We start from the raw sequence: 20,002 nt of genomic DNA on the forward strand, positions 1-20,002 counted from the left end.
CACGGCGCGCCGCTGGACGGGACATCCCACCGCAGCGGGCCGCCGGCCGGCTTTCATTACAATGCCGCCTCCCGCACGCCGACCGCCCGCCGGAGCCGCCATGTCCTATCCGTCCATCCGCCTGCGCCGGATGCGCCGCGACGCCTTCTCGCGCGCCCTGATGCGCGAAACCACGCTGACCGCCGACGACCTGATCATGGTCGCCTTCGTCATTGACGGCGAGCGCCGCCGCGAGGCCGTGCCGTCGATGCCGGGCGTCCAGCGCCTCTCGATCGATGCCCTGGTCGAGCTGGCCGGCGAGTGCGTGGCGCTCGGCATTCCGGCGCTGGCGCTGTTCCCGGCGCCCGGTCAGGACGTCAAGAGCGAGGACGCCAGCGAGGCCTGGAATCCCGAGGGCCTGTTCCAGCGCGCCGCGCGCGCGGTCAAGGCGCAGTATCCGCAGCTCGGCCTGATCGGCGACGTCGCGCTCGATCCGTACACCACGCACGGCCAGGACGGCCTGATCGACGCCGCCGGCTATGTGATCAACGACGCGACGATCGACGCGCTGGTGCGCATGGCGCTGGCCCAGGCCGAGGCCGGCTACGACTTCGTCGCGCCGTCGGACATGATGGACGGCCGCATCGGCGCGATCCGCGCCGCGCTGGAGCGCGCCGGCCACGTGCACACGCGGATCCTGGCCTATTCGGCCAAGTACGCCTCGGCTTTCTACGGACCGTTCCGCGACGCGGTCGGCTCGGCCGGCAATCTCGGCGGCGGCGGCAAGCACACCTACCAGATGGACGTCGGCAACAGCGACGAAGCGCTGCGCGAGGTCGAGCTCGACATCCGCGAGGGCGCCGACGCGGTCATGGTCAAGCCGGGCCTGCCGTATCTGGACGTGCTGCGCCGGGTCAAGGACCGCTTCGGCATGCCGACCTTCGTCTACCAGGTCAGCGGCGAGTACGCGATGCTCAAGGCCGCCGCGCAAAACGGCTGGCTCGACGAGCGCGCCGTCGTGCTCGAGACGCTGACCGCGATGAAGCGCGCCGGCGCCGACGCGATCCTGACCTATTTCGCGATCGACGCTGCGCGCTGGTTGCAGAAGGGCGGATGAGCGAGCGGTTCCTCCACGCGGTCTTCGGCCAGCCGGTCGCGCATTCGCTGTCGCCGCGGATCCACGCCGCGTTCGCGGCGCAGGCCGGCATCGACCTCGACTATCGGCGCATCGAGGCCGCGCCCGAGGCGTTCGCCGATGCGCTTGCCGCGTTCGCGGGCGCCGGCGGCCACGGCGCCAACGTGACGCTGCCGCTGAAGGAGCGGGCCGCGGCGCTGTGCATCGCGATCACGCCGCGCGCGCAGCGCGCCGGCAGCGTCAACACGCTGACGCGCGACCCGCGCGGCTGGGTCGGCGATACCACCGACGGCATCGGCCTGCTGACCGATCTCGCGATGCGCCACGGCCTGCAGCCGGCCGGCCTGCACGTGCTGATGCTCGGCGCCGGCGGCGCCGCGCGCGCGGCCGCGTTCGCCCTGCTCGACGCCGGCATCGACCGTCTCGTGATCGCCAATCGCACACCGGCGCGCGCGCAGCAGCTGGCCGCCGCACTGGCCGATCCGCGCGCGACCGCGGTCGCGGCCGATGCGGCACCGGTCGGCCCGTTCGATCTGATCGTCAACGCCAGTGCGGCCGGTCATCACGGCGCCGCGCCGCCGGTCGCGCATGAGATTCTGCGCTCGGCGCGTCTCGCCTACGACCTCTCGTACGGCGCCGCGGCGGCCCCGTTTCTTGCCTTGGCAAAGTCCGCCGGTGCCGCGCGGACCGTCGACGGGCTCGGCATGCTGGTCGAGCAGGCTGCTGCCTCGTTCGCGATCTGGCACGGCCATGCGCCCGATACCGCGCCGGTCTACGCAGCGCTGCGCGCGCAGGCGCGCTGAGCGATGGACTGTCGCCCCGGCTGCGGTGCCTGCTGCATCGCGCCGTCGATCTCCTCGCCGATTCCTGGCATGCCGCACGGCAAGCCGGCCGGCGTGCGCTGCGTGCAGCTGACCGATGACAACCGCTGCGCGATCTTCGGCCGGCCGGAGCGGCCGGTGGTGTGCGCATCTCTCAGACCGTCCCTATCCATGTGCGGGCAGAGCAGTGCGCAGGCATTGCTGTGGCTGAGCCTACTTGAGGAACAGACCACGCCCGGCTAGCAATCCGATGCAAGCAGCGCGTGGCGGCTGCCATGAGGTGCGTCTTTCGCTTGTAGCTCATGGAGTCGTCATCAACGTAGAAGCCGCCCCGAAGCCATGTGCCGCCCGATGTCTCGACGCAGAACTGGGCTGGGACCACCCCAGCCCGAACCATCACCGTAGCGCGTTGCCGCCATCACGGCTGATTGAAGTCAAAGGTCGCGCTAAGAGGGGCGCCACATCACGCTCAGCAGGAATGAATGCCTGGCGCCCTGAACAAATCCGGCCAGTACTTGCTCGGCCTCATCCTGGTCGGAGAGGATGGCAGCACCGGGGGCCGTACTATGTTCCCATCACCCGTCTCTTAAGCGTCGGACTGGGCGTCAGCAAAAGAATCTAGAACTGCCTTAGTTGCTTCGCCGCGCGCAAACGTTCTGAATCTGGTAGACGACGATGTACCTCAAGAAAGTCACGCTCAAGAACTACAGATGCTTCGAGAGCATCGACATTGATCTGCATCCGCAACTGACGGTGATCGTCGGCGCCAACGGCGCGGGTAAGACAGCCATTCTTGATGGTATCACCGTGGGTCTGGCTCCAATCCTGAGTTACCTTTCTTCAGCCAATCAGCGCCTTTCCACCAAGGGTGCCAAGATTTTGGATACTGATTTCCGCCTGATGCCATTCGGAAAAAAGGGTGGTAGAGATCGATGGGGTGCTTGTGATTACGCGCAGGTCATTATCGAGACAACTGATGGATTGCGCTGGGATGAGTGGAAAGCCTCGACCAAGAACAAAGGCATTGCCCCGGAAGAGCGTATTGGGAAGAAAGCTCTTGAATCACTCCTTTCCGATATTTCAGAGAGCTTCAAGCGAGTAGATCGTGAACTACTCCCGATCTGTGCCTACTACGGCGTGCAACGCGGCCGAATCGAAGAGCCGCAGCGTTTGCGTGAGAACAAGAATAACTATGATCATCCAACGTCGGCATTGAGCGACGCATTGAATCCCCTAACCGACTTTCGTGAGATGCTGGCGTGGTTCGATGACGAAGAAGCCTCCGAATTTAGAAGAAACAAGGGGTTCTCGCCTGAGGAATGGGAGACTTCGCTTACGTTGGATGCGGTGCGCGAAGCAATCCGGCTATTGTTGAATGGCGATTTCGGAAATCCATATTTCAATGATCAACATCGATTTGTCGTACTGAAGAACGAAGGTGGCACTCCGCTTCGTGTCAAACAATTAAGTCAGGGTTATCAGAGTATGCTTGCACTGGCGATGGACTTCGCCCGAAGATTGGCGCTCGGGAACGATCATCTGGATATCGTACATAACGGAGCTGCTGTCAATGACTTGTTGAATCATATGCGCAGCCTTGGCCGTTCGATGGAAGGAATAGGAACCGGCAACGCCACGAAACTCGCTCCCGCCATCATGTTGGTGGACGAAATCGACCTGCACCTGCATCCCTCATGGCAGCAGCGGGTGCTTGGTGACCTGATGCGAACTTTTCCCGGCACGCAGTTCATCGTGACGACGCACAGCCCGCAGATCCTCAGTACCATCCGTAGGGAGAATATCCGTGTGTTGGCGCAGAACGCGGCAGGCGACGCCATATCCAGCCAGCCCATCGCTAGAACCTACGGTGAACCAAGCGGCGACGTGCTGGAAAGCGTGATGCAAGTGAACCCAATGCCGCCTGTGCCGGAACGTGCGCAGTTGGAGCGGCTGACCGATCTTGTTGATCAAGGCGAATACGACAGCGACGCGGCGAGTCGACTTTGGGAAGACTTGAAGCAAGCTCTTGGCGACCAGCATCCGCAGCTACAAAGGCTTGAGCGCAGTCGTCAGCGTCAGCGGAATCTCAAGAAATGAGGGCGATCACCAAGCAGGGGAACGGCGGCTATCATCTCAACCAGTCGCACGCGAATCCTCCCGCTACAGCGGCGCAGGCCGCGACGCGCTGGAGTAGATTTTCCCACAAACAAGCCGTTCTGAGTTCCCTGCTGGCCGAACAGTACGGTCTGTGCTGCTACAGCGAGCTTCGTGCGGACGAGGAAGGGCTGGGTTGTCACATCGAGCATGTCGAGAACAAAAGCCGGAATCCGCCACGCACGTTCGACTACGCGAATCTGGCCGCCAGCGCTTTGCATTCCGACGACTTGAAGACCCTCAATACAGTTGCAGCTTTTGGCGGTCATGCCATTGGCAAGCGAGCCGGCTGCGACATGGCGCGATTCGTTTCCTGTCACCAGCTCGATTGCAGACGCTTCTTCGCCTATGTGTCGGACGGTCGCATTGTTCCATCGCATCGCCTGAACCAGGTGGAAGCCGACAGCGCGCAATACACTATCGACCTGCTCAACTTGAACAGTCCCTACCTGCGCACGCTGCGGCGCAAGTGGTGGGACGAACTGGAAGACGTGTTTCAGGAGCATCAATCCAGACAATGGAGTCTTGACGACTTGGCAAGTATTGATCTGATTCCCACGAACAACTTGCTGCGTCGCTTCTTCTCCCTAACTCGACAATTCTATGGCATTGTCGCAGAACGAGTGCTGCAAGCCCAAGCGCCGCAACTGAGATGAATCATCCCATCCACTCCCCAAAAATTCATCGAAGTGCGCTCCCGCTCGACGACATCGACATAGCTGCGGCGCGCGAGAAGTCGATCCGGCATGGGCATGCCAGCACATTGCATCTGTACTGGGCACGGCGAGCATCGCTTCTCATCACGGCATCGCGTGCGCCTCGCACAACAGCGCCCTGAGGCGGCGCGTAGCCCCCAAGTGCCCGTCGTCCGCTGTAATGTTTTCAACGACTTAATGCTGAATGTGGGCTTACGTAGGCGAGGCGGCGCAATTAATTGCCTTGACAACTAAACTAGCGAGTTTAGAATGCGCCGCCCATGTGCTCCTCCGCTGCCACCTCGGCTGACGCCCATTACAGCCTCGGCTCGCTGATCGGCCAGACGCGCAGCGCGCTGGTCGGTTCGATCGAGCGGACGCTGGCGCGCGGCGGCTTCGACATCACGATGTCGCAGTTCCTGACGCTCAAGCAGCTGGCCGCTCACGGCCCGATGAGCGCCGGCGAGCTTGCGCAGGCGCTGCGCCACGATCCCGGCGCGATGACGCGCATGCTCGCCAAGCTCGAGGCCAAGGGCTATCTGCGCCGCCAGGCCGATCCGCGCGACCGCCGCGCCCTGCGCATCGAATTGACCGAAGTCGGGGCGCGGCTCTGGCAGGACATCCGCGCGGCCGCCGATGCCTGCATCGAACGCGCGCTGGTCGACCTCGACGCGGCCGAGCGCGAACAGCTCGAGACGATTCTGCGCCGCATCCTGCACACGCTGGCCCACGCGCCCTGATTCCCATCCGGACCCTTCCATCATGCGTTCCTCTTTCGTGACGCTCGTCGTTTCCGCCCTGCTGGTCGCGGGCTGCGCCAGCACGCAGGGCCTGCATCCTCAAGGTCGCCTGCGCGACCCGGACAGCCTCGCCGCGCAGCGCAGCCTGGGCGAGGTCGAGGTGTCGCCGGCTGCGTGGCCGCGGCACGACTGGTGGCGCGCGCTCGGCGATCCGCAGCTCGATGCGCTGATCGACGAGGCGCTGGCCGGCAATCCGGGTCTCGAGGTCGCCGACGCGCGCAGCCGCCAGGCGCTGGCGCGCGTCGGTACCGCCGATGCCGACCGTCAGCCGACCGTCGGCGCGGGCGCGTCCTCGTCGGGCCTGCGCATTCCCGAGACCGTGATCGAACCGCCGATCGGCGGTCACTACAGTGCGCTCAATTCGCTGTCGCTGAGCTTCAGCTACGGCTTCGATCTATGGGGCGGCAAGCGCGCGGCCTGGGAGGCCGCGGTGGACGAGGCGCACGCGGCCGAGATCGACGCGCAGGCGGCACGCCTGACGCTGTCGGCCAACGTCGCGCGCAGCTACGTGGAGCTGGCGCACGCGTTCGAGCGCGCCGACATCGCCGATCGCGAGCGCGAGCGCGCCCGGCATGCCTTGGACCTGACGCGTCAGCGCGTCGAGGCCGGCATCGACAGCGCGCTGCAGCTGCGCCAGGCCGAGGCCGCGGTGCCGATGGCCGAGCAGCAGTGGCTGGCCGCGCAGGCGCGCATCGACGACGAGCGCATCACGCTGGCGGCGCTGCTCGGTGCCGGTCCCGATCGCGGCCTGACGATCGCGCGCCCGCAGCTGGCGACGCCGGCCGCGCTGCGCCTGCCGGGCCGGCTGCCGGCCGAACTGCTCGGCCGGCGTCCGGATCTGGTCGCCGCGCGCTGGCGCGTCGAATCCACGCGGCACACGATCGACAGCGCGCACGCCGCGTTCTATCCGAACGTCGATCTCAGCGCGGCGGTGGGTCTGGCCGCGCTCGGCGGAGACGGTCTGTTCTCGGCGCAGGGCCGCTACTACCAGTTCGCGCCGGCGATCTCGCTGCCGATCTTCGACGGCGGCCGCCTGCGCGCGAATCTCGCCGGTGCCGACGCCCAGTACGACCTGGCCGTCGCCGAATACAACCAGAACCTCGTCGCCGCGCTGCGCGAGGTCGCCGCGCGGATCGCCGCGCTGCGCTCGCTGACGCCGCAGATCGAGGCCGCGCGCGAAGCCGCCGGGACGGCGGCCGCCGCGCACAGCCTGGCCGAGGAACGCTACCGCAACGGCATCGGCAACTACCTGGACGTGCTGATCGTGCAGCAGCAGCTGCTGAGCGCCGAGCAGCGCGTGGCCGACCTCGAGACGCAGCGCGTCGACGACGCGATCGTGCTGGTGCAGGCGCTCGGCGGCGGCTTCGAGGCCGATGCGCAGACGCCGTCCGATCGCGCACCCCATTCCTGACGATTCATCGCCTTTCCGCAAGGACATTCTCCATGAGCAGTCCGAATACCGAAGTTGCCGCCACGACGCAGCGCGGGCGCCGCCGGCGCCTGCTGATGCTGCTGACGTTCGCTCTCGCCGCCGCCGGCATCGCCTGGGCCGCGTGGTACTGGCTGCACGGCCGCTGGTTCGAGCACACCGAGGACGCCTACGTGCAGGGCAACATCGTGCAGATCACGCCGCAGACCGCCGGCACCGTGATCGGCATCGGCGCCGACGACGGCGACTTCGTGCGCCAGGGCCAGACGCTGGCGACGCTCGATCCGAGCGATGCCGACGTCGCGCTGGCGCAGGCCGAGGCGGGCCTGGCCGCCAGCGTGCGCCAGGTGCGCGGTCTCTACAGCAACGTCGACAGCGGCCGCGCCCAGGTCGCCGCGCAGAAGGTCGCACTCGATCGCGCGCGCGAGGACTTCCGCCGCCGCAAGAATCTCGCCGCCAGCGGCGCGATCTCGGCCGAGGAGCTGGCGCATGCGCGTGACGCGCTGGCCGCCGCCGAGACCTCGCTGGCCGCGACGCAGGAGCAGCTGGTCACCACGCGCGCCCTGGTCGACGACACCGTGATCGCCTCGCATCCGGACGTGCAGGCCGCCGCGGCGCGGCTGCGTGCGGCGTTCCTCGACCGCGCGCGCGTCGAGGTGCTGGCACCGGTCAGCGGTTATGTCGCGCGGCGCAGCGTACAGGTCGGGCAGCGCGTGCAGCCCGGCGCGCCGCTGATGGCGGTGATTCCGCTCGATCAGGTCTGGGTCGACGCCAACTTCAAGGAGACCCAGCTGCGCCACATGCGGATCGGCCAGGAGGTGGAGCTCAAGTCCGATCTCTACGGCAGCGAGGCGCGCTTCAACGGCCGCGTGCTGAGCCTGGGCGCCGGCACCGGCAGCGCGTTCTCGCTGCTGCCGGCGCAGAACGCCTCCGGCAACTGGATCAAGATCGTGCAGCGCCTGCCGGTGCGCATCGCGCTCGATCCGGCGCAGCTCAAGGCGCATCCGCTGCGCATCGGCCTGTCGATGCAGGTGGAAGTGAACCTGCACGACCGCTCCGGCCCGATACTGGCGGAGCAGCCGCCGGCACAGGCGCCGTTCGCGACCGACGTCTACGCCGGTCAACTCGGCGAGGCCGACGCGCTGATCGCGCGCATCGTGCACGCCAACAGCGCCGGCGCCCGCGACGCGGTCGCGGCCAAGACGCCCTGACGCGAGCCGACCGAGGATCCTCCGATGAATGCCGTCGCCGCGCCGCGGCCCGACGCCTTCCGCCCGGCCAGCGTCGGCCTGACCACGCTCGGGCTGTCGCTGGCGACCTTCATGCAGGTGCTCGACACGACGATCGCCAACGTCTCGCTGCCGACGATCGCCGGCAACCTCGGCGTCAGCGCCGACCAAAGCACCTGGGTCATCACCTCGTTCGCGGTCTGCATGGCGATCTCGCTGCCGCTGACCGGCTGGCTGACGCGCCGCTTCGGCGAGGTGCCGCTGTTCGTCGCCTCCACGCTGCTGTTCACGCTGGCCTCGTTCCTGTGCGGCATCGCGCAGAGCATGCCGATGCTGATCGCGTTCCGCGCGCTGCAGGGCGCGGTGGCCGGCCCGATGTACCCGGTCACGCAGAGCCTGCTGATCTCGATCTATCCGCCCGAGAAGCGCGGCCAGGCGCTGGCGCTGCTGGCGATGGTGACGATCGTGGCGCCGATCGCCGGCCCGATCCTCGGCGGCTGGATCACCGACAACTATTCCTGGCCGTGGATCTTCTTCATCAACGTGCCGATCGGCCTGTTCGCGTGCCTGGTCGTGCGCAGCCAGCTCGGCGCGCGGCCCAAGCGCCTGGAGCGGCCGAAGATGGACTACGTCGGCCTGATCACGCTGATCATCGGTGTCGGCGCACTGCAGATCGTGCTCGACAAGGGCAACGACGAAGACTGGTTCGAATCGACCTTCATCATCGTCACCTCGCTGATCTCGGCGATCTCGCTGGCGGTGTTCCTGATCTGGGAGCTCACCGACAAGGAGCCGATCGTCAATCTGCGCCTGTTCCGCCACCGCAACTTCGCGGCCGGCACCACGGTGCTGGTGTTCGCGTACGCGGCGTTCTTCGCGATCAGCCTGCTGATACCGCAATGGCTGCAGCGCCAGCTCGGCTACACCTCGACCTGGGCCGGCTTCGCGACCGCGCCGATCGGCATCCTGCCGGTGCTGCTGTCGCCGTTCATCGGCCGCCACGCGCACCGGTTCGACCTGCGCCTGCTGGCGTCGCTGGCATTCCTGACGATGGGTGCGACCAGCCTGATGCGCTCGGGCTTCAATCTCGACGTCGACTTCAACCACGTCGCGACGATCCAGCTGATCCAGGGCATCGGCGTAGCGCTGTTCTTCATGCCGGTCACGCAGATCCTGCTGTCGGACCTCGCCCCCGGCGAGATCGCCGACGGCTCGGGCCTGGCGACGTTCCTGCGCACGCTCGGCGGCAGCTTCTCGGCGTCGCTGACCACGTTCCTGTGGCAGCGCCGCGCCGAGGTCCATCACGCGCACCTGACCGAGCACGTGACCGTCTACGATCCGGCCGCGCAGCAGGCGATCGCGACGCTCGGCAACGGCGACCTGCCGCGCGCGGCAGGCCTGCTCGACCGCATGATCACGCTGCAGAGCTACCAGATCTCGTTCAACGAGGTCTTCCACCTGCTCGGCTGGGTGTTCTTCAGCCTGGTGCTGGTGCTGTGGCTGGCCAAGCCGCCGTTCGGCGCCAAGACCGGCGCGCCGCCGGGCGGCGGGCACTGACCGGCGCTGCGGGCGGCGCGGTCGTGCCGCGCTCGCGCCGCAGGTGCCGGCGGATGCCGCCTTAGCGCGCCGGCAGCAGCGAGGGGCGTTCGGCGTACCAGTCCTTGGCGCCGATCAGGTGCAGGTCGCGCTCCTCGTCGCGCAGTTCGATGCCGAGCGCGAGCACGCCCCAGCGCAGCAGCAGGTCGCCGTACGCGCGCGCGTCGGCGATACGCAGGCGCGCCTTGACGTCGAAGCGGTCGTTGGCGGCCTCGACGTGGTCGAAGACGATCGAATCGCCCTTGACCTGCATCTGGCCGGTCGCATGCAGCCGGCCCTTGTCGGCCAGGCCGAGCACCCAGCGCGGATAGTCCTTGCGCTGCGCGAACAGCGTCAGCAGCAGACCGATGTTCTCCATCTCGATCGCGGCCCGGCCGTGCAGCGACAGCGGCCGTCCGGCCACGACGTGACCGCGCGTGACGCCGATCCGCGCCCACCAGCGCTCGCCGGCGCTGCGGCCGGCGTCGAGTACCTGCACGCGGTCCAGGCGCAGCGTGCTGCCGTCCAGATCGAAGCGGCCGGCAGCCAGATCGGCGCGCGTCAGGCGGCCGTCGAGGTCGAAGTCGCCGGCGAAGCTGAGCCGGCCGAAGCGGACGCGGCCGTCGCGGCCTTCGACGCGGACGCGGCCGGTCGCGATCTCGCCGGCGGCGTCGAGCGCCAGATCGCCGCTGAGCCGGCTGCGGCCGCCGAGCAGGCGCAGGTCCGCGTCGGGCAGATACACGTTGAACGCGCGCAGATCGGGTACCTCGGCCTGCTCGAAGCGCAGCTGCGCATGCGCCGCGCCGAGGCCGTCGAGGCCCTCGGGCGCGGTCAGGTCGATGCGCAGGTCGCGGCCCTGCACCAGCGGCCGGTCGAGCGCGTCGGCCGCGGCGACGTCGAAGCGCTCGATCGCCAGGGCGACCTCGGCGACCGCCTGGCCGTCGCGCTCGACGACACGGCCGTCGGCATGGGCGCGTCCGGAGAAGCGGTGCCCGGCCACGGTCGCCGCGGCCGCGACCGCCGGCACCGACAGCGTGCTGCCGGGCTGGAAGCGGCCTGCGCGGATCGCCAGCTGCGCCCGGACCGCACCGGCGCCGTCGAGCTGCAGCCACGGTACGCGGGTCAGCCACGGGCCGAGCCAGGCCAGCGACTCGAACGGCCAGTCGATCGCGATCTCGCCGTGCAGGCGGCGCGCCAGCGCAGCCGCGTCCGGCGGCAGCGCCAAGCCGGTGCCGTCGAGCCTCAGATGCGCCTGCAGCGAACGCGGATCGTGCGTGTCGCGCGGCAGGTCCAGGTCGAACGCGATCGCCTCGTCGTGGACGGCGAGCCCGAGCGTCAGCGTATTGGCGAGGTGGCTGCCGGCGCGGCTCGCGCGCAGCGGCAGCTGCGCGGCGAGCGTGCCGCCCGATACCAGCGCACCGCGGCGCCAGGTCAGCCGCGTCTTCAGCGTGCCGGGCTCGGTTGCTGCGTCGAAGCGGCCGGCGATGCGGCCGTCGGCGTCGAGATCGACCGCCAGTGCCGGCAGCGTCGTATCGAGATCGAGACTCGCCTCGGCCAGCATCAGCTTGGCGATGCCGATCGCCTCGTCGGGCCGGTGCCGCGGCAGTGCGAACCTCGCCTCGGCGCGGCCGCCCTGCAGCAGGGCCTGTTCGCCCCAGGCCAGATCCAGCGCCGTCAGGCGCGCCTCGGACGGGTAGATCTCGAGCGGCCCGCCGCGCAGTTGCTTGTAGAAGCCGACGCGCGCCTCGCCCTCGGCACTCAGGCGGAGCGGGCCGAGGTCGACCTCGCGCAGGCCGTGCGCGACGATCCGGTCGAAGCGCAGCGCCCAGGCATCGGGACGCGGGGGCGGCGGCCGCTTGTCCTCGTCGGCGCGACGGACCTCGCCGCTGACGTCGACCGCGTCGATCGAGGTCAGCCGCAGTTCGCGCTGCAGCAGCGGCCACAGCGCGAGATGGCCGCGGCCGCGCTTGGTGCGCGCGGTCCAGGCCACGCGGCGCACGTGGCCGCGCAGCTCGACGTTCCACAGCATCGCGCTGCCGGGCCACCAGGTGAGCCCGTGCGACCACTGCATCGTGAAGCGGTCGGGCTTGCGGTTGATCGCCCACGGTCCGAGCGCCGTGTTGAGGAAGAGGTTGCCGGCGATCCAGTACGCGCCGAGCAGGGCGAGCAGGATCCAGCCGGCGCGCCGCAGCGCGAGCGGCCGGCCTGTGCCGCGCGGTCCGGTCGTGGAGCGGGCCGGGCCGGACCGCGGCGGTTCAGCCACGGCCGCCGCTGCGGAACTCGGCCAGGTTGCGGTCGACCGCGTCGAGCATCGGATCGACCGCCTCGCGCGCCTTCTCGGCGGCATTGAGCGTGGTGAAGTTGACCTGCTCGGCCGGGCTGCTCCACAGCACGCTGCCGTCGCGCGTGCGGTAGGCCTTGACGCCGACCTGCACCGTGTACAGCGTCGAACTCTGGCCGTAGTAGTGGATCTGCTCGCTGCCGACCGGGCGCGCCTGCACGAAGACCACCGCATCGGCGCGGCCGGCCAGCGATTTCAGGTTGGGCGCGCTGCCCGACACGCGGCCGGCCTCGATCACGCGGAAGCCGCGGCTCTGCAGCAGATCGGTGATCGCGTCGCGCGCCGGCTCGGCGATGACCTCGTCGCCGCCGTAGACGACCGCGACGGTCGGCACGCTCGGCCGGGCCGATGCGGCCGGCTTCGACGGCGGCGGCGCCTTGGCGATCTGCGGCGGCGCGCTGCTCTCGGCCTGGGCGGCCGGCAGATTGCGCAGCGCGTCGACGTCGGCCTGCGAGGCACGCGGCGCCGGCGGCTCGCTGTCGGCAGCCGGCACCGAGGCCGGTGCGATCGGCGGCGGTTCGGACGGCGGCGTCGACGGTGCGTTCGCGCCGGCCGTGTTCGCGGCCAGCGTGGCCGGCTCGGCGACGCTCGGCGTCGGGGCGGGTGCCGGTTCGGTCGAGGCGGTCCGCGTCGGATCGGCCGTGGCGGCGGCGCCGCTCGTCGAGGTCGTCGCCGAACCGTTCGGCGCGCTCGCCTGCAGGCCCGCGGCCGGGTCCGGCGACGTCGCCGGCTGCGTCGTCGTCATGCTGCCGGCGCCGAGGCCCGGGATGCGATCGCGCAGCGTCCAGGCGCCGGCCCCGGCCGCCAGCAGCAGGACGGCGGCGATCGCCCACGGCAGCGCGCTGCTGCGGCGCGGCGCGGACGCATGCACGGTCGGCCGGTCCAGCACCGACGGACGCGCCGGTGCCGCGGCACCCGGCAGCGGCGGCGGCGCGGCGTCGCCGGCGGTGATGTGGGTCGGCGCGCCGCCCGGCGCGCGCATCGGCGTCGGCGCGGTGATCGGCGTCGTCAGCGCGGCCGGCAGCGGCGTCTTCTGGCCGACCAGAGTCGCGGCGGCCGGCGACAGCTTCGGCTGCAGCGTGATCGGACCGCCGCGCGCGACCAGCGGATGGGCGAGCAGGTCGGCGGCCAGCTCGTGGCAGTTCTGATAGCGATGGGCCGGGTCCTTGGCGATCATCCGCGACAGGATCCGCGAGGTCGTGTCGTCGACGTTCGCATTGAGCTGGCGCACGTCGGGAATCTCGGCGCGCACGACCTCGAGCATCAGGCCGAGCGGCGACTCGTCGGTGAACGGCATCTTCCCGGTCAGCATCTCGAACAGCACGATGCCGAGCGAAAAGATGTCCGAGCGCTGGTCGACCGGCTTGCCGAGACAGACCTCCGGCGACAAATAGCCCGGCGTGCCGACGAACTCGCCGGTCGAGGTCAGCTTCTTGGACAGGTCCTGGTTCGACAGCGCGATGCCGAAGTCGGCGATCTTGACCGAGCCGCGGCTGCTGATCATCAGGTTGCCGGGCTTGATGTCGCGATGGACCACGCCGCGGTCGTGCGCGGTGGCCAGGCCCGAGGCGGTCTGGTGGATCACCTTCAGCGACTGCTCGAGCGTCAGGCGGCCTTCGCGCTTGAGCAGCGAGCCGAGCGACTCGCCCTCGACGAACTCCATCACGAAGTACGGATGGCCCTCGTCCTCGCCGATCGAATGGATCTGGATGATGTGCGGGTCGTTCAGCGCGGCCATGCTGCGCGCCTCGCGCAGGAAGCGTTCGCGCACGCCCGGATCGTGGGCCAGCGAATCGGCCAGCACCTTGATCGCGACGTAGCGGCCAAGGGTCGACTCGAAACCCTTGTAGACCACACCCATGCCACCGCGGCCGAGCTCGGCGACGATGTCGTAGTGACCCACGCGCTGCTTCATGGACTTGCCACTCCCGGGGATCATCCCCTGTCGATGGCCGGCATCCTAGCACCGGCCTGCCGGGGCCATGCGCGGACCGGCTTGGCAGGCGCGGGCGTGCGCGGCGCACGCCGCCACTGCCAATCCGGTCACGTTTCCAGGGCGAGGCCTTCGGCTTGGAGCAGTGCGCGCAGCGGCGCGAGTTCGGCCGCGTAGCGGCGCCAGCGGCCGACCGCCGAGGCGTACAGCGGCTGGCGCACCTGTACGGCACTGGCCGTCGCGACCGGCGCCCGATTGCGCTCGAACGACAGACAGGCCTGCTGCCAGGGCAGTTCGCAGTGCGCCAGCAGGCGCCGCGCCTGGCCTTCCAGATCGGCAACGACGTCTTCGTAGCGGACCTCGAGAATCCGGCCCGGCAGCAGGCGCTGCCAGTGCGCGATCAGGCGGTCGAAACGCAGGTAGTAGCGGCCGCAGTCGAGCAGATCGAAGGCGTAGTTGTAGTACGAGTAGTCGCGTGCGAACAGCTGGCGGAAATTGCTCAGGCAGGTGTCGAGCGGATCGCGGCGCAGGCAGACGATCTTCGCCTGCGGCAGCGCGCGCGCGATCGCACCGGCGTACAGGAAATTGAGCGGCATCTTGTCGAGGAAGTGCGCGGTATGACCGGTCGCCGGCCGCGTCGCGTCGAGGTAGGCGGCACCGACCGCGCGCGGATCGACCGCTGCCGCACGCGCCAGCGTGTCGGCGTCGAGCATGCGCGCCGTGCGGCTGCCGGTGGCGCGCTTGAACGCCAGCGGGAAGTGCTGCAGCTCGCCGGCGGCGTAGACCGCGGAGTGAGCCGACAGGATGCGTTCGATCAGCGTGGTGCCGGTGCGCGGCATGCCGATGACGAAGATCGGTTCACGGCTGGGATGTCCCTCGCCGGCCGGCAGCGGCGCGTCCTCGATCGCGTCGAACAGCGCGGCGTCCTCGGCGAAGTCGTAGCGCAGGCGGCTGCGTCCGGCCTGCTTGGCGGCGCGCAGATGCGCGAACGCGCTCGCCGGCTGGTCGAGGTCCTCGTGCGTCCTGGCCAAGGCGTGGTGCAGGTGCAGCAGCGCGTCGGCGTCGCGGGCCGCGGCCGGCAGCAGCGCGTTCAGCCGCGCCAGGCGCGCATCGCCGGACTGCCGGCGGCCGAGCTGGGCCAGGGCCGAATGCGCTTTCCAGTAATGCGGGTCGGCCGCGATGCAGGCCTCGTAGGCGCGTTCGGCGCCTTCGAAGTCGCCGAGGAATTTCAGCGACGAGGCCAGGTTGAACTGATAGCCGGCCACGGCCGGCGCGATACGGGTGGCGGCGGCGAATGCCTGCGCGGCGCCGGCGTGGTCCTGGATGCGGCTCAGCACGACGCCGAGCGTGTCCAGCGTCAGCGCTTCCTCGGGTGCCAGAGCCAGCGCGCGCCGCGCCCAGTCCCCGGCTTCGGCCAGCCGGTGCACGATCGACAATGCCCGCGCCAGCTGCGCCATCGCATCGGCGCGCCGCGGCGCCAGCTGCACGGCCCGGCACAGCCGCGGCAGCGCGGCGCCGGGCCGTCGCGTCTCCAGCGCGGCGACGCCGGCCAGCAGCCAGGCATCGGCCGCGTCCGGCGCGATGGCGAGCCAGTCCGTGCTCAGGCGCTCGACGGCCGGCCAGTCCTGCGCGGCGGCGGCGGCCTGCGCACGCTGGCGCGCCCGATCCGGCGCGTCCGCGTGCGCAAGGTGCGTCAGGCCGGCCACGCGCGTGCCGGCCTAGAACGTATACGACACGCTGACGCCCACGCGCATCGGTTCGAGCACCGAGTGGTAGTAGCTGCGCAGACGGAACGAGGTGCCGTCGCCCTCGATGTCGCGGATCGACGCGTAGGTGTTGCGCACCCCGGTCAGGGCGTACTTGTCGAACAGGTTGCGCACGTAGAAGCGCAGCGTCCAGCGGTCCGCGTAGAGATTGGCGGCGAGGTTGTGGATCGCGTAGCCGCCGAGGATCTCGCCGTTGTTGCGCAGGCCCACACGCGTGTAGACGTCGCTCTGTGCCGACACGCCGTAGTCGATCCCGATGCTCATGCCGTCGCCGAGCGGGCGCAGATAGCTCAGCGTCGCATTGGCCTGATGCTCGGGCGAGCCGGGCAGGCGGTCGCCGTCGAAGGCGTCCTCGCCGCTGACGATCGCCGGCGCGTCGCGGGTCAGTTCGGCCTTGTTGTAGGTATACGAGCCGGTCAGGCGCCAGGCCGGCGACAGCCGCGCCTGGGCCGACAGCTCCAGGCCCTGGCTGCGCGCCTCGGCTGCGTTGACGGTGATCGGGATCGCGCCGTTGACGGTGGTGCCGGCGACCTGGATGTCCTCCCAGTCGATCATGTACAGCGCACCGTTGAGGATCAGGCGGCCGTCCAGCCAGCTGCTGCGCAGGCCGATCTCGTGGTTGGTCGTCTTGTCGGGCTTGATCAGCCGCTCGTTCGGCAGCGCACAGACGTTCTGGCCCGGCGGCAGCGGATCCTCGCAGGCCGGCACGGCATTGGAGCCGCCGGTACGGTAGCCCTCGCTCAGCGTGAAGTAGCCGAGCAGGCCGTCGCCGAAACGGTAGGACGTGTTGAACTTGAAGATGTGGTCGCGATCGCTGACCTTGACCGGATCGTAGTCGAGCAGGATCTCGTCGGGTGCCGAGCCGTCGATCAGCGGCAATGCGAAGCCGACCTTCTGATCGTCCTTGAACTCGAACCAGCGGCCGCCGACGGTGACGTTCCAGCGGTCGGTCAGGTCGTAGCCGATCTCGCCGAACACGGCCTTCTCGGTGAACGTGTCGTAGGTCGCCTGGAAATACTCGAGGTTGTCGGGCCGGTCGATGTCCCAGAACTCGGGAATGCCCGGCACGAACTCGGCGCTGGTCGCGTCGAGGTCGGCCTTGTTGTAGAACACGCCGACGATCCAGTCGAGCGGCCCCTCGCTGTTGGAGACCAGGCGCAGCTCCTGGTTGTAGCGCTTCTCCTCGGCGCGCTCGTGCGTGTAGGCGGCGAAGCTCGGGAAATCCTCGTAGCCGTATTCGAAGTTCAGCAGCAGATCGGTCTGGTCGCGCTGGCCGTCCTCGTCGTACTTCGAATAGCCGCTGGCCGAGGTCAGCGTCGCGAAGCCGAGGTCGGCGGTCAGCTCCAGCGCCAGCAGTTCGTTACTGCGGTCGTTGGGTTCCAGGAAGCGATTGGCCGAGGCGTAGCGGCCGGTGCCGAACGCCTCGACGTGGTTGATCGTGCGGCCGCCGGACTTCTGATCCTGATAGAAGTAGCTGATGTTGGCCTCGACCGTGTCGGTGAACGCGTAGCGAAACGCCAGCCGTCCGCTCAGCGTGCGCTGGAAGTTCGCGTCCTTCTCGCGGCGCAGGTTCTCGGCGACGGCGATCGGGTCGTCCGGATCGGGCTGTGGATTGGAGAGGCCGGGCTGACGTATCAAATGACCGTAATCGATGAAGCCCGGATCGTCGAAATAGCCGACCGCGGCGCGAAACGCGCCTTTTTCGCCGACCGGCAGGTTGCCGATCAGCGTAGTCTCGTTGCCGGTGCCGCTGCTGTGGCTGAGCGCGGTGACGCCGGTGGAGACCTCCAGCGAGGTCTGGCCGAGCTGCGGGCGATTGGGCAGGTAGCGGATCGCGCCGCCGAGCGTGCCCGAACCGTACAGCGTACCCTGCGGTCCGAGCAGGGTCTCGACGCGGTCGATGTCGAGCAGACGCAGATCCAGATACAGCGGAATGTCGCCGATGTACTGGGCGACCACGCCGCCACCGTCGTTGCCGACGCCTTCGCTGGCCGATAGGCTGTTGACGTTGAGTCCGCGCACCGTCAGCAGGTTGGAGTCGCGTCCGCCCTGGTCGACCAGGTACAGGCCGGGCACCGCACGGACCAGATCGGCCAGATCCTTGAGGCCCTGCCGTTCGATCTCCCGGCCGCTGACCGCGGTCACGTTGATCGGCACGTCCTGCAGGCTTTCGTCGCGGCGGGTCGCGCTGACCACGATCGTGTCCAGTTGCGTGTCGTCGTCGGCATCGGCTTCCTGGGCGGCGGCCGGTACGCCGGCGCCGCCGAGCAGCAGGGCGATCGCGGCGGTCAGCGGACGGCGCCGCAACGGGCGAAAAGGACGTGGTGCATTCATGCTCTGGGATCTCCGCGGCGATGGCTGGACGGCAGGAACAGGAATGGATCGGCGGTGCGCCAAGACCGGTGTTTCGTCGCACCGGCGTCATCGAGATAGCATCGAGTATTGCAATGCGTCAATCGCCTTCGCGCGATTTTTTTAAGGCCTGTCCCGTTTGCACGAAACTGATGCAAACAGCCCATTTGATTGAGATTTTTTGCACTCGTATGAGGCGGCCCGCGATCGCCGTTTGCCACCTTTTGGTGCGCCGCGCGACACTGCATCGCACCGCCCGTCATTGACGAGAGCCGAGCGATGAGCGTCACCGAGAACCGCCGCGATCCCGAAGCCGCCGTCACCGCGCCGCCGCCGGTCGCGCGCGGTTGGCGGATCGCGATCGCGCTGCTGCTGGTCCTGGGCCTGATCCGCGCGCTGACGCTGTGGGCGCATCAGCCGCTGTACGCGTACGCCAACAGCTACGACCAGGTCCGCTATACGGCCTGCTTCGATCTGTATCCGGATCGGCCGGCCGACGTGCCGCCGACGCAGAACAGTCCGCAGGCGCCGTACGCGCAGTACCGCTTCATCGCCACCGACGATCCGATGTGCTACTGGTCGAGCGAGCTGCTGTTTCAGGGCGCGACGGCCGGCCTCTACGCGTTGGCCGAGGCATTCGGCGGCGGGCCTCTGCATTCGGTCCGCGTGATCGGTCTGCTGCGGCTGGCGGCCTGGGCGGCGCTGGCGATCGCGCTGACGATCGGATTCCTGCGGCGCGGCCGGCCCGGCGCGGCGCTGGTCCATGCCGTGATCGTGGCGGTGGTGCTCGCCGATCCGGGCAATACGCTCTATCTCAATACGTTCTATGCCGAATGGACCGCGCTGCTGGCGGCCTGGGCGCTGTTCGGACTGCTCGTGCTGTGGCGGCATCAGGCGCGCTCGCGCTGGCGCTTCTTCGCGCTGCTGCTGCTCGCGTTCGCGCTGGCGGCCAGCAAGATCCAGCACCTGCTGTTGCCGCTCGCGCTGGCGATCGTGCTGGTGATCGCCGACCGCCTGCGCCTGCGCCATACCAGCTGGCGCAGCGCGGCGGTCCTGATCGGCGCGCTGGCCGGCCTGTGGATGCAGTTCATCCAGCTGCAGCGGCCCGGCCAGATGGTCGACAGCATCCGCCAGTACAACCAGGCGCACGTGGTGTTCACGGCGTTCCTGCCGATGGCCGGCGATCGCGTCGCGCTGCTCGACGAGCTCGGCCTGGACCGCAGCTGCGAGGCCTTCAGTGGCCTGCGCGCCTGGCAGCTGCCGGACATGCCGGATCGCGCCTGCCCGGGGCTGGCCCGGTTCACGCGCGGCACCGAGCTGATCACGCTGCTGCGTCATCCGGATATGGCCGCGCGCGTGGTCTGGGGCGGCGTGCGGGCGCTCGATCCCTGGCTCGCGCGCAACATCGGCCACGTCGAAGGCACCGAGTTCGCGCTGATCCCGGCCTCGACGCCGAGCCTCGGACAGGCGCTGCACGCGGCGCCGCCGCTGCAGGCGGGCGTGCTCGCGCTGCCGCTGATCGCCCTGCTCGTGCTGGTCGCGCGCCACGGCCTGCGCCGCGACGCGCCGCTGCGCGACTACGCCGCGCTGACGGTGGTGCTGATGGTCGTCACCCTGGTCATCACCGTGCTCGGCGACGGCCTGGCCGACGTCGCCAAGCAAGGGCATCTGCTGGTCAATGCCGCGCTGGCGTTCGCGATCATCGCGATCGGTGCGGCGATCGGTGCCTGGATCGCGCGGCGCCGCGCGCCACCGCCGTAGCGCCGTGCATCGCGCGGGCGCGGCGGGCGCGG

15 protein-coding genes are annotated in these 20,002 nt (G+C 69.2%); 11 read left to right on the forward strand and 4 right to left on the reverse strand.

Going from position 1 to position 20,002, the window contains the following annotated elements; translation table 11 throughout:
* Positions 1–100: 100 nt before the first annotated feature.
* From hemB to VMR06_RS05230, 10 genes are all read left to right on the forward strand, one after another.
* Positions 101–1,096 carry a porphobilinogen synthase gene (gene hemB, locus VMR06_RS05190; protein WP_325373723.1) on the forward strand — a complete coding sequence of 332 codons (996 nt, stop codon included), beginning with the start codon at positions 101–103 and terminating at the stop codon, positions 1,094–1,096.
* Complete coding sequence (gene aroE / locus VMR06_RS05195) at positions 1,093–1,917, forward strand: shikimate dehydrogenase (protein ID WP_325373725.1); 825 nt, start codon at positions 1,093–1,095, stop codon at positions 1,915–1,917. The genes hemB and aroE overlap by 4 nt, the downstream gene beginning before the upstream one ends.
* Positions 1,918–1,920: 3 nt before the next feature.
* Positions 1,921–2,178 (forward strand): YkgJ family cysteine cluster protein, encoded by a 258-nt coding sequence (locus VMR06_RS05200; RefSeq protein WP_325373727.1) that lies wholly within the window; start codon positions 1,921–1,923, stop codon positions 2,176–2,178.
* 432 nt (positions 2,179–2,610) lie between these two features.
* Positions 2,611–4,032 (forward strand): AAA family ATPase, encoded by a 1,422-nt coding sequence (locus tag VMR06_RS05205; protein ID WP_325373729.1) that lies wholly within the window; start codon positions 2,611–2,613, stop codon positions 4,030–4,032.
* Positions 4,029–4,745: a retron system putative HNH endonuclease gene (locus tag VMR06_RS05210; RefSeq protein WP_325373731.1), complete on the forward strand. Its 717-nt coding sequence runs from the start codon at positions 4,029–4,031 to the stop codon at positions 4,743–4,745. The genes VMR06_RS05205 and VMR06_RS05210 overlap by 4 nt, the downstream gene beginning before the upstream one ends.
* Positions 4,742–4,927, forward strand: a complete 186-nt coding sequence (locus VMR06_RS18180; RefSeq protein WP_414648062.1) for a DUF1156 domain-containing protein — start codon at positions 4,742–4,744, stop codon at positions 4,925–4,927. Before VMR06_RS05210 ends, VMR06_RS18180 begins: the two co-directional genes overlap by 4 nt.
* A gap of 138 nt (positions 4,928–5,065) precedes the next feature.
* The gene (locus VMR06_RS05215) at positions 5,066–5,524 is read left to right on the forward strand and encodes a MarR family transcriptional regulator (protein ID WP_325373733.1); all 459 of its coding nucleotides are present in this window, start codon (positions 5,066–5,068) and stop codon (positions 5,522–5,524) included.
* A gap of 22 nt (positions 5,525–5,546) precedes the next feature.
* Positions 5,547–6,995: an efflux transporter outer membrane subunit gene (locus VMR06_RS05220; protein WP_325373735.1), complete on the forward strand. Its 1,449-nt coding sequence runs from the start codon at positions 5,547–5,549 to the stop codon at positions 6,993–6,995.
* Between the two features lie 32 nt (positions 6,996–7,027).
* Positions 7,028–8,224: an efflux RND transporter periplasmic adaptor subunit gene (locus VMR06_RS05225; protein ID WP_414648063.1), complete on the forward strand. Its 1,197-nt coding sequence runs from the start codon at positions 7,028–7,030 to the stop codon at positions 8,222–8,224.
* Between the two features lie 24 nt (positions 8,225–8,248).
* On the forward strand, positions 8,249–9,799 hold the full coding sequence (locus VMR06_RS05230) for a DHA2 family efflux MFS transporter permease subunit (RefSeq protein WP_325373737.1): 1,551 nt from the start codon (positions 8,249–8,251) through the stop codon (positions 9,797–9,799).
* A 61-nt stretch (positions 9,800–9,860) separates the two neighbouring features.
* Here VMR06_RS05230 and VMR06_RS05235 read toward each other — a convergent pair whose 3' ends face one another.
* The 4 genes from VMR06_RS05235 to VMR06_RS05250 form a co-directional block, all read right to left on the reverse strand.
* Positions 9,861–12,080: a hypothetical protein gene (locus VMR06_RS05235; protein WP_325373739.1), complete on the reverse strand. Its 2,220-nt coding sequence runs from the start codon at positions 12,078–12,080 to the stop codon at positions 9,861–9,863.
* Positions 12,073–14,073 (reverse strand): serine/threonine-protein kinase, encoded by a 2,001-nt coding sequence (locus tag VMR06_RS05240; RefSeq protein ID WP_325373741.1) that lies wholly within the window; start codon positions 14,071–14,073, stop codon positions 12,073–12,075. The genes VMR06_RS05235 and VMR06_RS05240 overlap by 8 nt, the downstream gene beginning before the upstream one ends.
* Positions 14,074–14,201: 128 nt before the next feature.
* Positions 14,202–15,797, reverse strand: a complete 1,596-nt coding sequence (locus VMR06_RS05245) for a tetratricopeptide repeat-containing sulfotransferase family protein (RefSeq protein ID WP_325373743.1) — start codon at positions 15,795–15,797, stop codon at positions 14,202–14,204.
* A gap of 12 nt (positions 15,798–15,809) precedes the next feature.
* Positions 15,810–18,191, reverse strand: coding sequence for a TonB-dependent receptor (locus tag VMR06_RS05250; RefSeq protein WP_325373745.1), 2,382 nt, complete (start codon positions 18,189–18,191; stop codon positions 15,810–15,812).
* Between the two features lie 297 nt (positions 18,192–18,488).
* Here VMR06_RS05250 and VMR06_RS05255 point away from each other — a divergent pair, with 297 nt between their 5' ends.
* Positions 18,489–19,970, forward strand: a complete 1,482-nt coding sequence (locus VMR06_RS05255; protein ID WP_325373747.1) for a hypothetical protein — start codon at positions 18,489–18,491, stop codon at positions 19,968–19,970.
* Positions 19,971–20,002 lie beyond the last annotated feature (32 nt).

It is taken from the genome of Dokdonella sp. (genome assembly GCF_035511235.1).
In the GTDB taxonomy this organism is placed as follows: domain Bacteria; phylum Pseudomonadota; class Gammaproteobacteria; order Xanthomonadales; family Rhodanobacteraceae; genus Dokdonella.

Excerpts from the sequence above, each read along its gene's own strand:
- hemB (WP_325373723.1), top strand. The coding sequence starts at position 101 with ATGTCCTATCCGTCCATCCGCCTGCGCCGGATGCGCCGCGACGCCTTC.
- aroE (WP_325373725.1), top strand. The coding sequence starts at position 1,093 with ATGAGCGAGCGGTTCCTCCACGCGGTCTTCGGCCAGCCGGTCGCGCAT.
- VMR06_RS05200 (WP_325373727.1), top strand. The coding sequence starts at position 1,921 with ATGGACTGTCGCCCCGGCTGCGGTGCCTGCTGCATCGCGCCGTCGATC.
- VMR06_RS05205 (WP_325373729.1), top strand. The coding sequence starts at position 2,611 with ATGTACCTCAAGAAAGTCACGCTCAAGAACTACAGATGCTTCGAGAGC.
- VMR06_RS05210 (WP_325373731.1), top strand. The coding sequence starts at position 4,029 with ATGAGGGCGATCACCAAGCAGGGGAACGGCGGCTATCATCTCAACCAG.
- VMR06_RS18180 (WP_414648062.1), top strand. The coding sequence starts at position 4,742 with ATGAATCATCCCATCCACTCCCCAAAAATTCATCGAAGTGCGCTCCCG.
- VMR06_RS05215 (WP_325373733.1), top strand. The coding sequence starts at position 5,066 with ATGTGCTCCTCCGCTGCCACCTCGGCTGACGCCCATTACAGCCTCGGC.
- VMR06_RS05220 (WP_325373735.1), top strand. The coding sequence starts at position 5,547 with ATGCGTTCCTCTTTCGTGACGCTCGTCGTTTCCGCCCTGCTGGTCGCG.
- VMR06_RS05225 (WP_414648063.1), top strand. The coding sequence starts at position 7,028 with ATGAGCAGTCCGAATACCGAAGTTGCCGCCACGACGCAGCGCGGGCGC.
- VMR06_RS05230 (WP_325373737.1), top strand. The coding sequence starts at position 8,249 with ATGAATGCCGTCGCCGCGCCGCGGCCCGACGCCTTCCGCCCGGCCAGC.
- VMR06_RS05240 (WP_325373741.1), bottom strand. The coding sequence starts at position 14,073 with ATGAAGCAGCGCGTGGGTCACTACGACATCGTCGCCGAGCTCGGCCGC.
- VMR06_RS05250 (WP_325373745.1), bottom strand. The coding sequence starts at position 18,191 with ATGAATGCACCACGTCCTTTTCGCCCGTTGCGGCGCCGTCCGCTGACC.
- VMR06_RS05255 (WP_325373747.1), top strand. The coding sequence starts at position 18,489 with ATGAGCGTCACCGAGAACCGCCGCGATCCCGAAGCCGCCGTCACCGCG.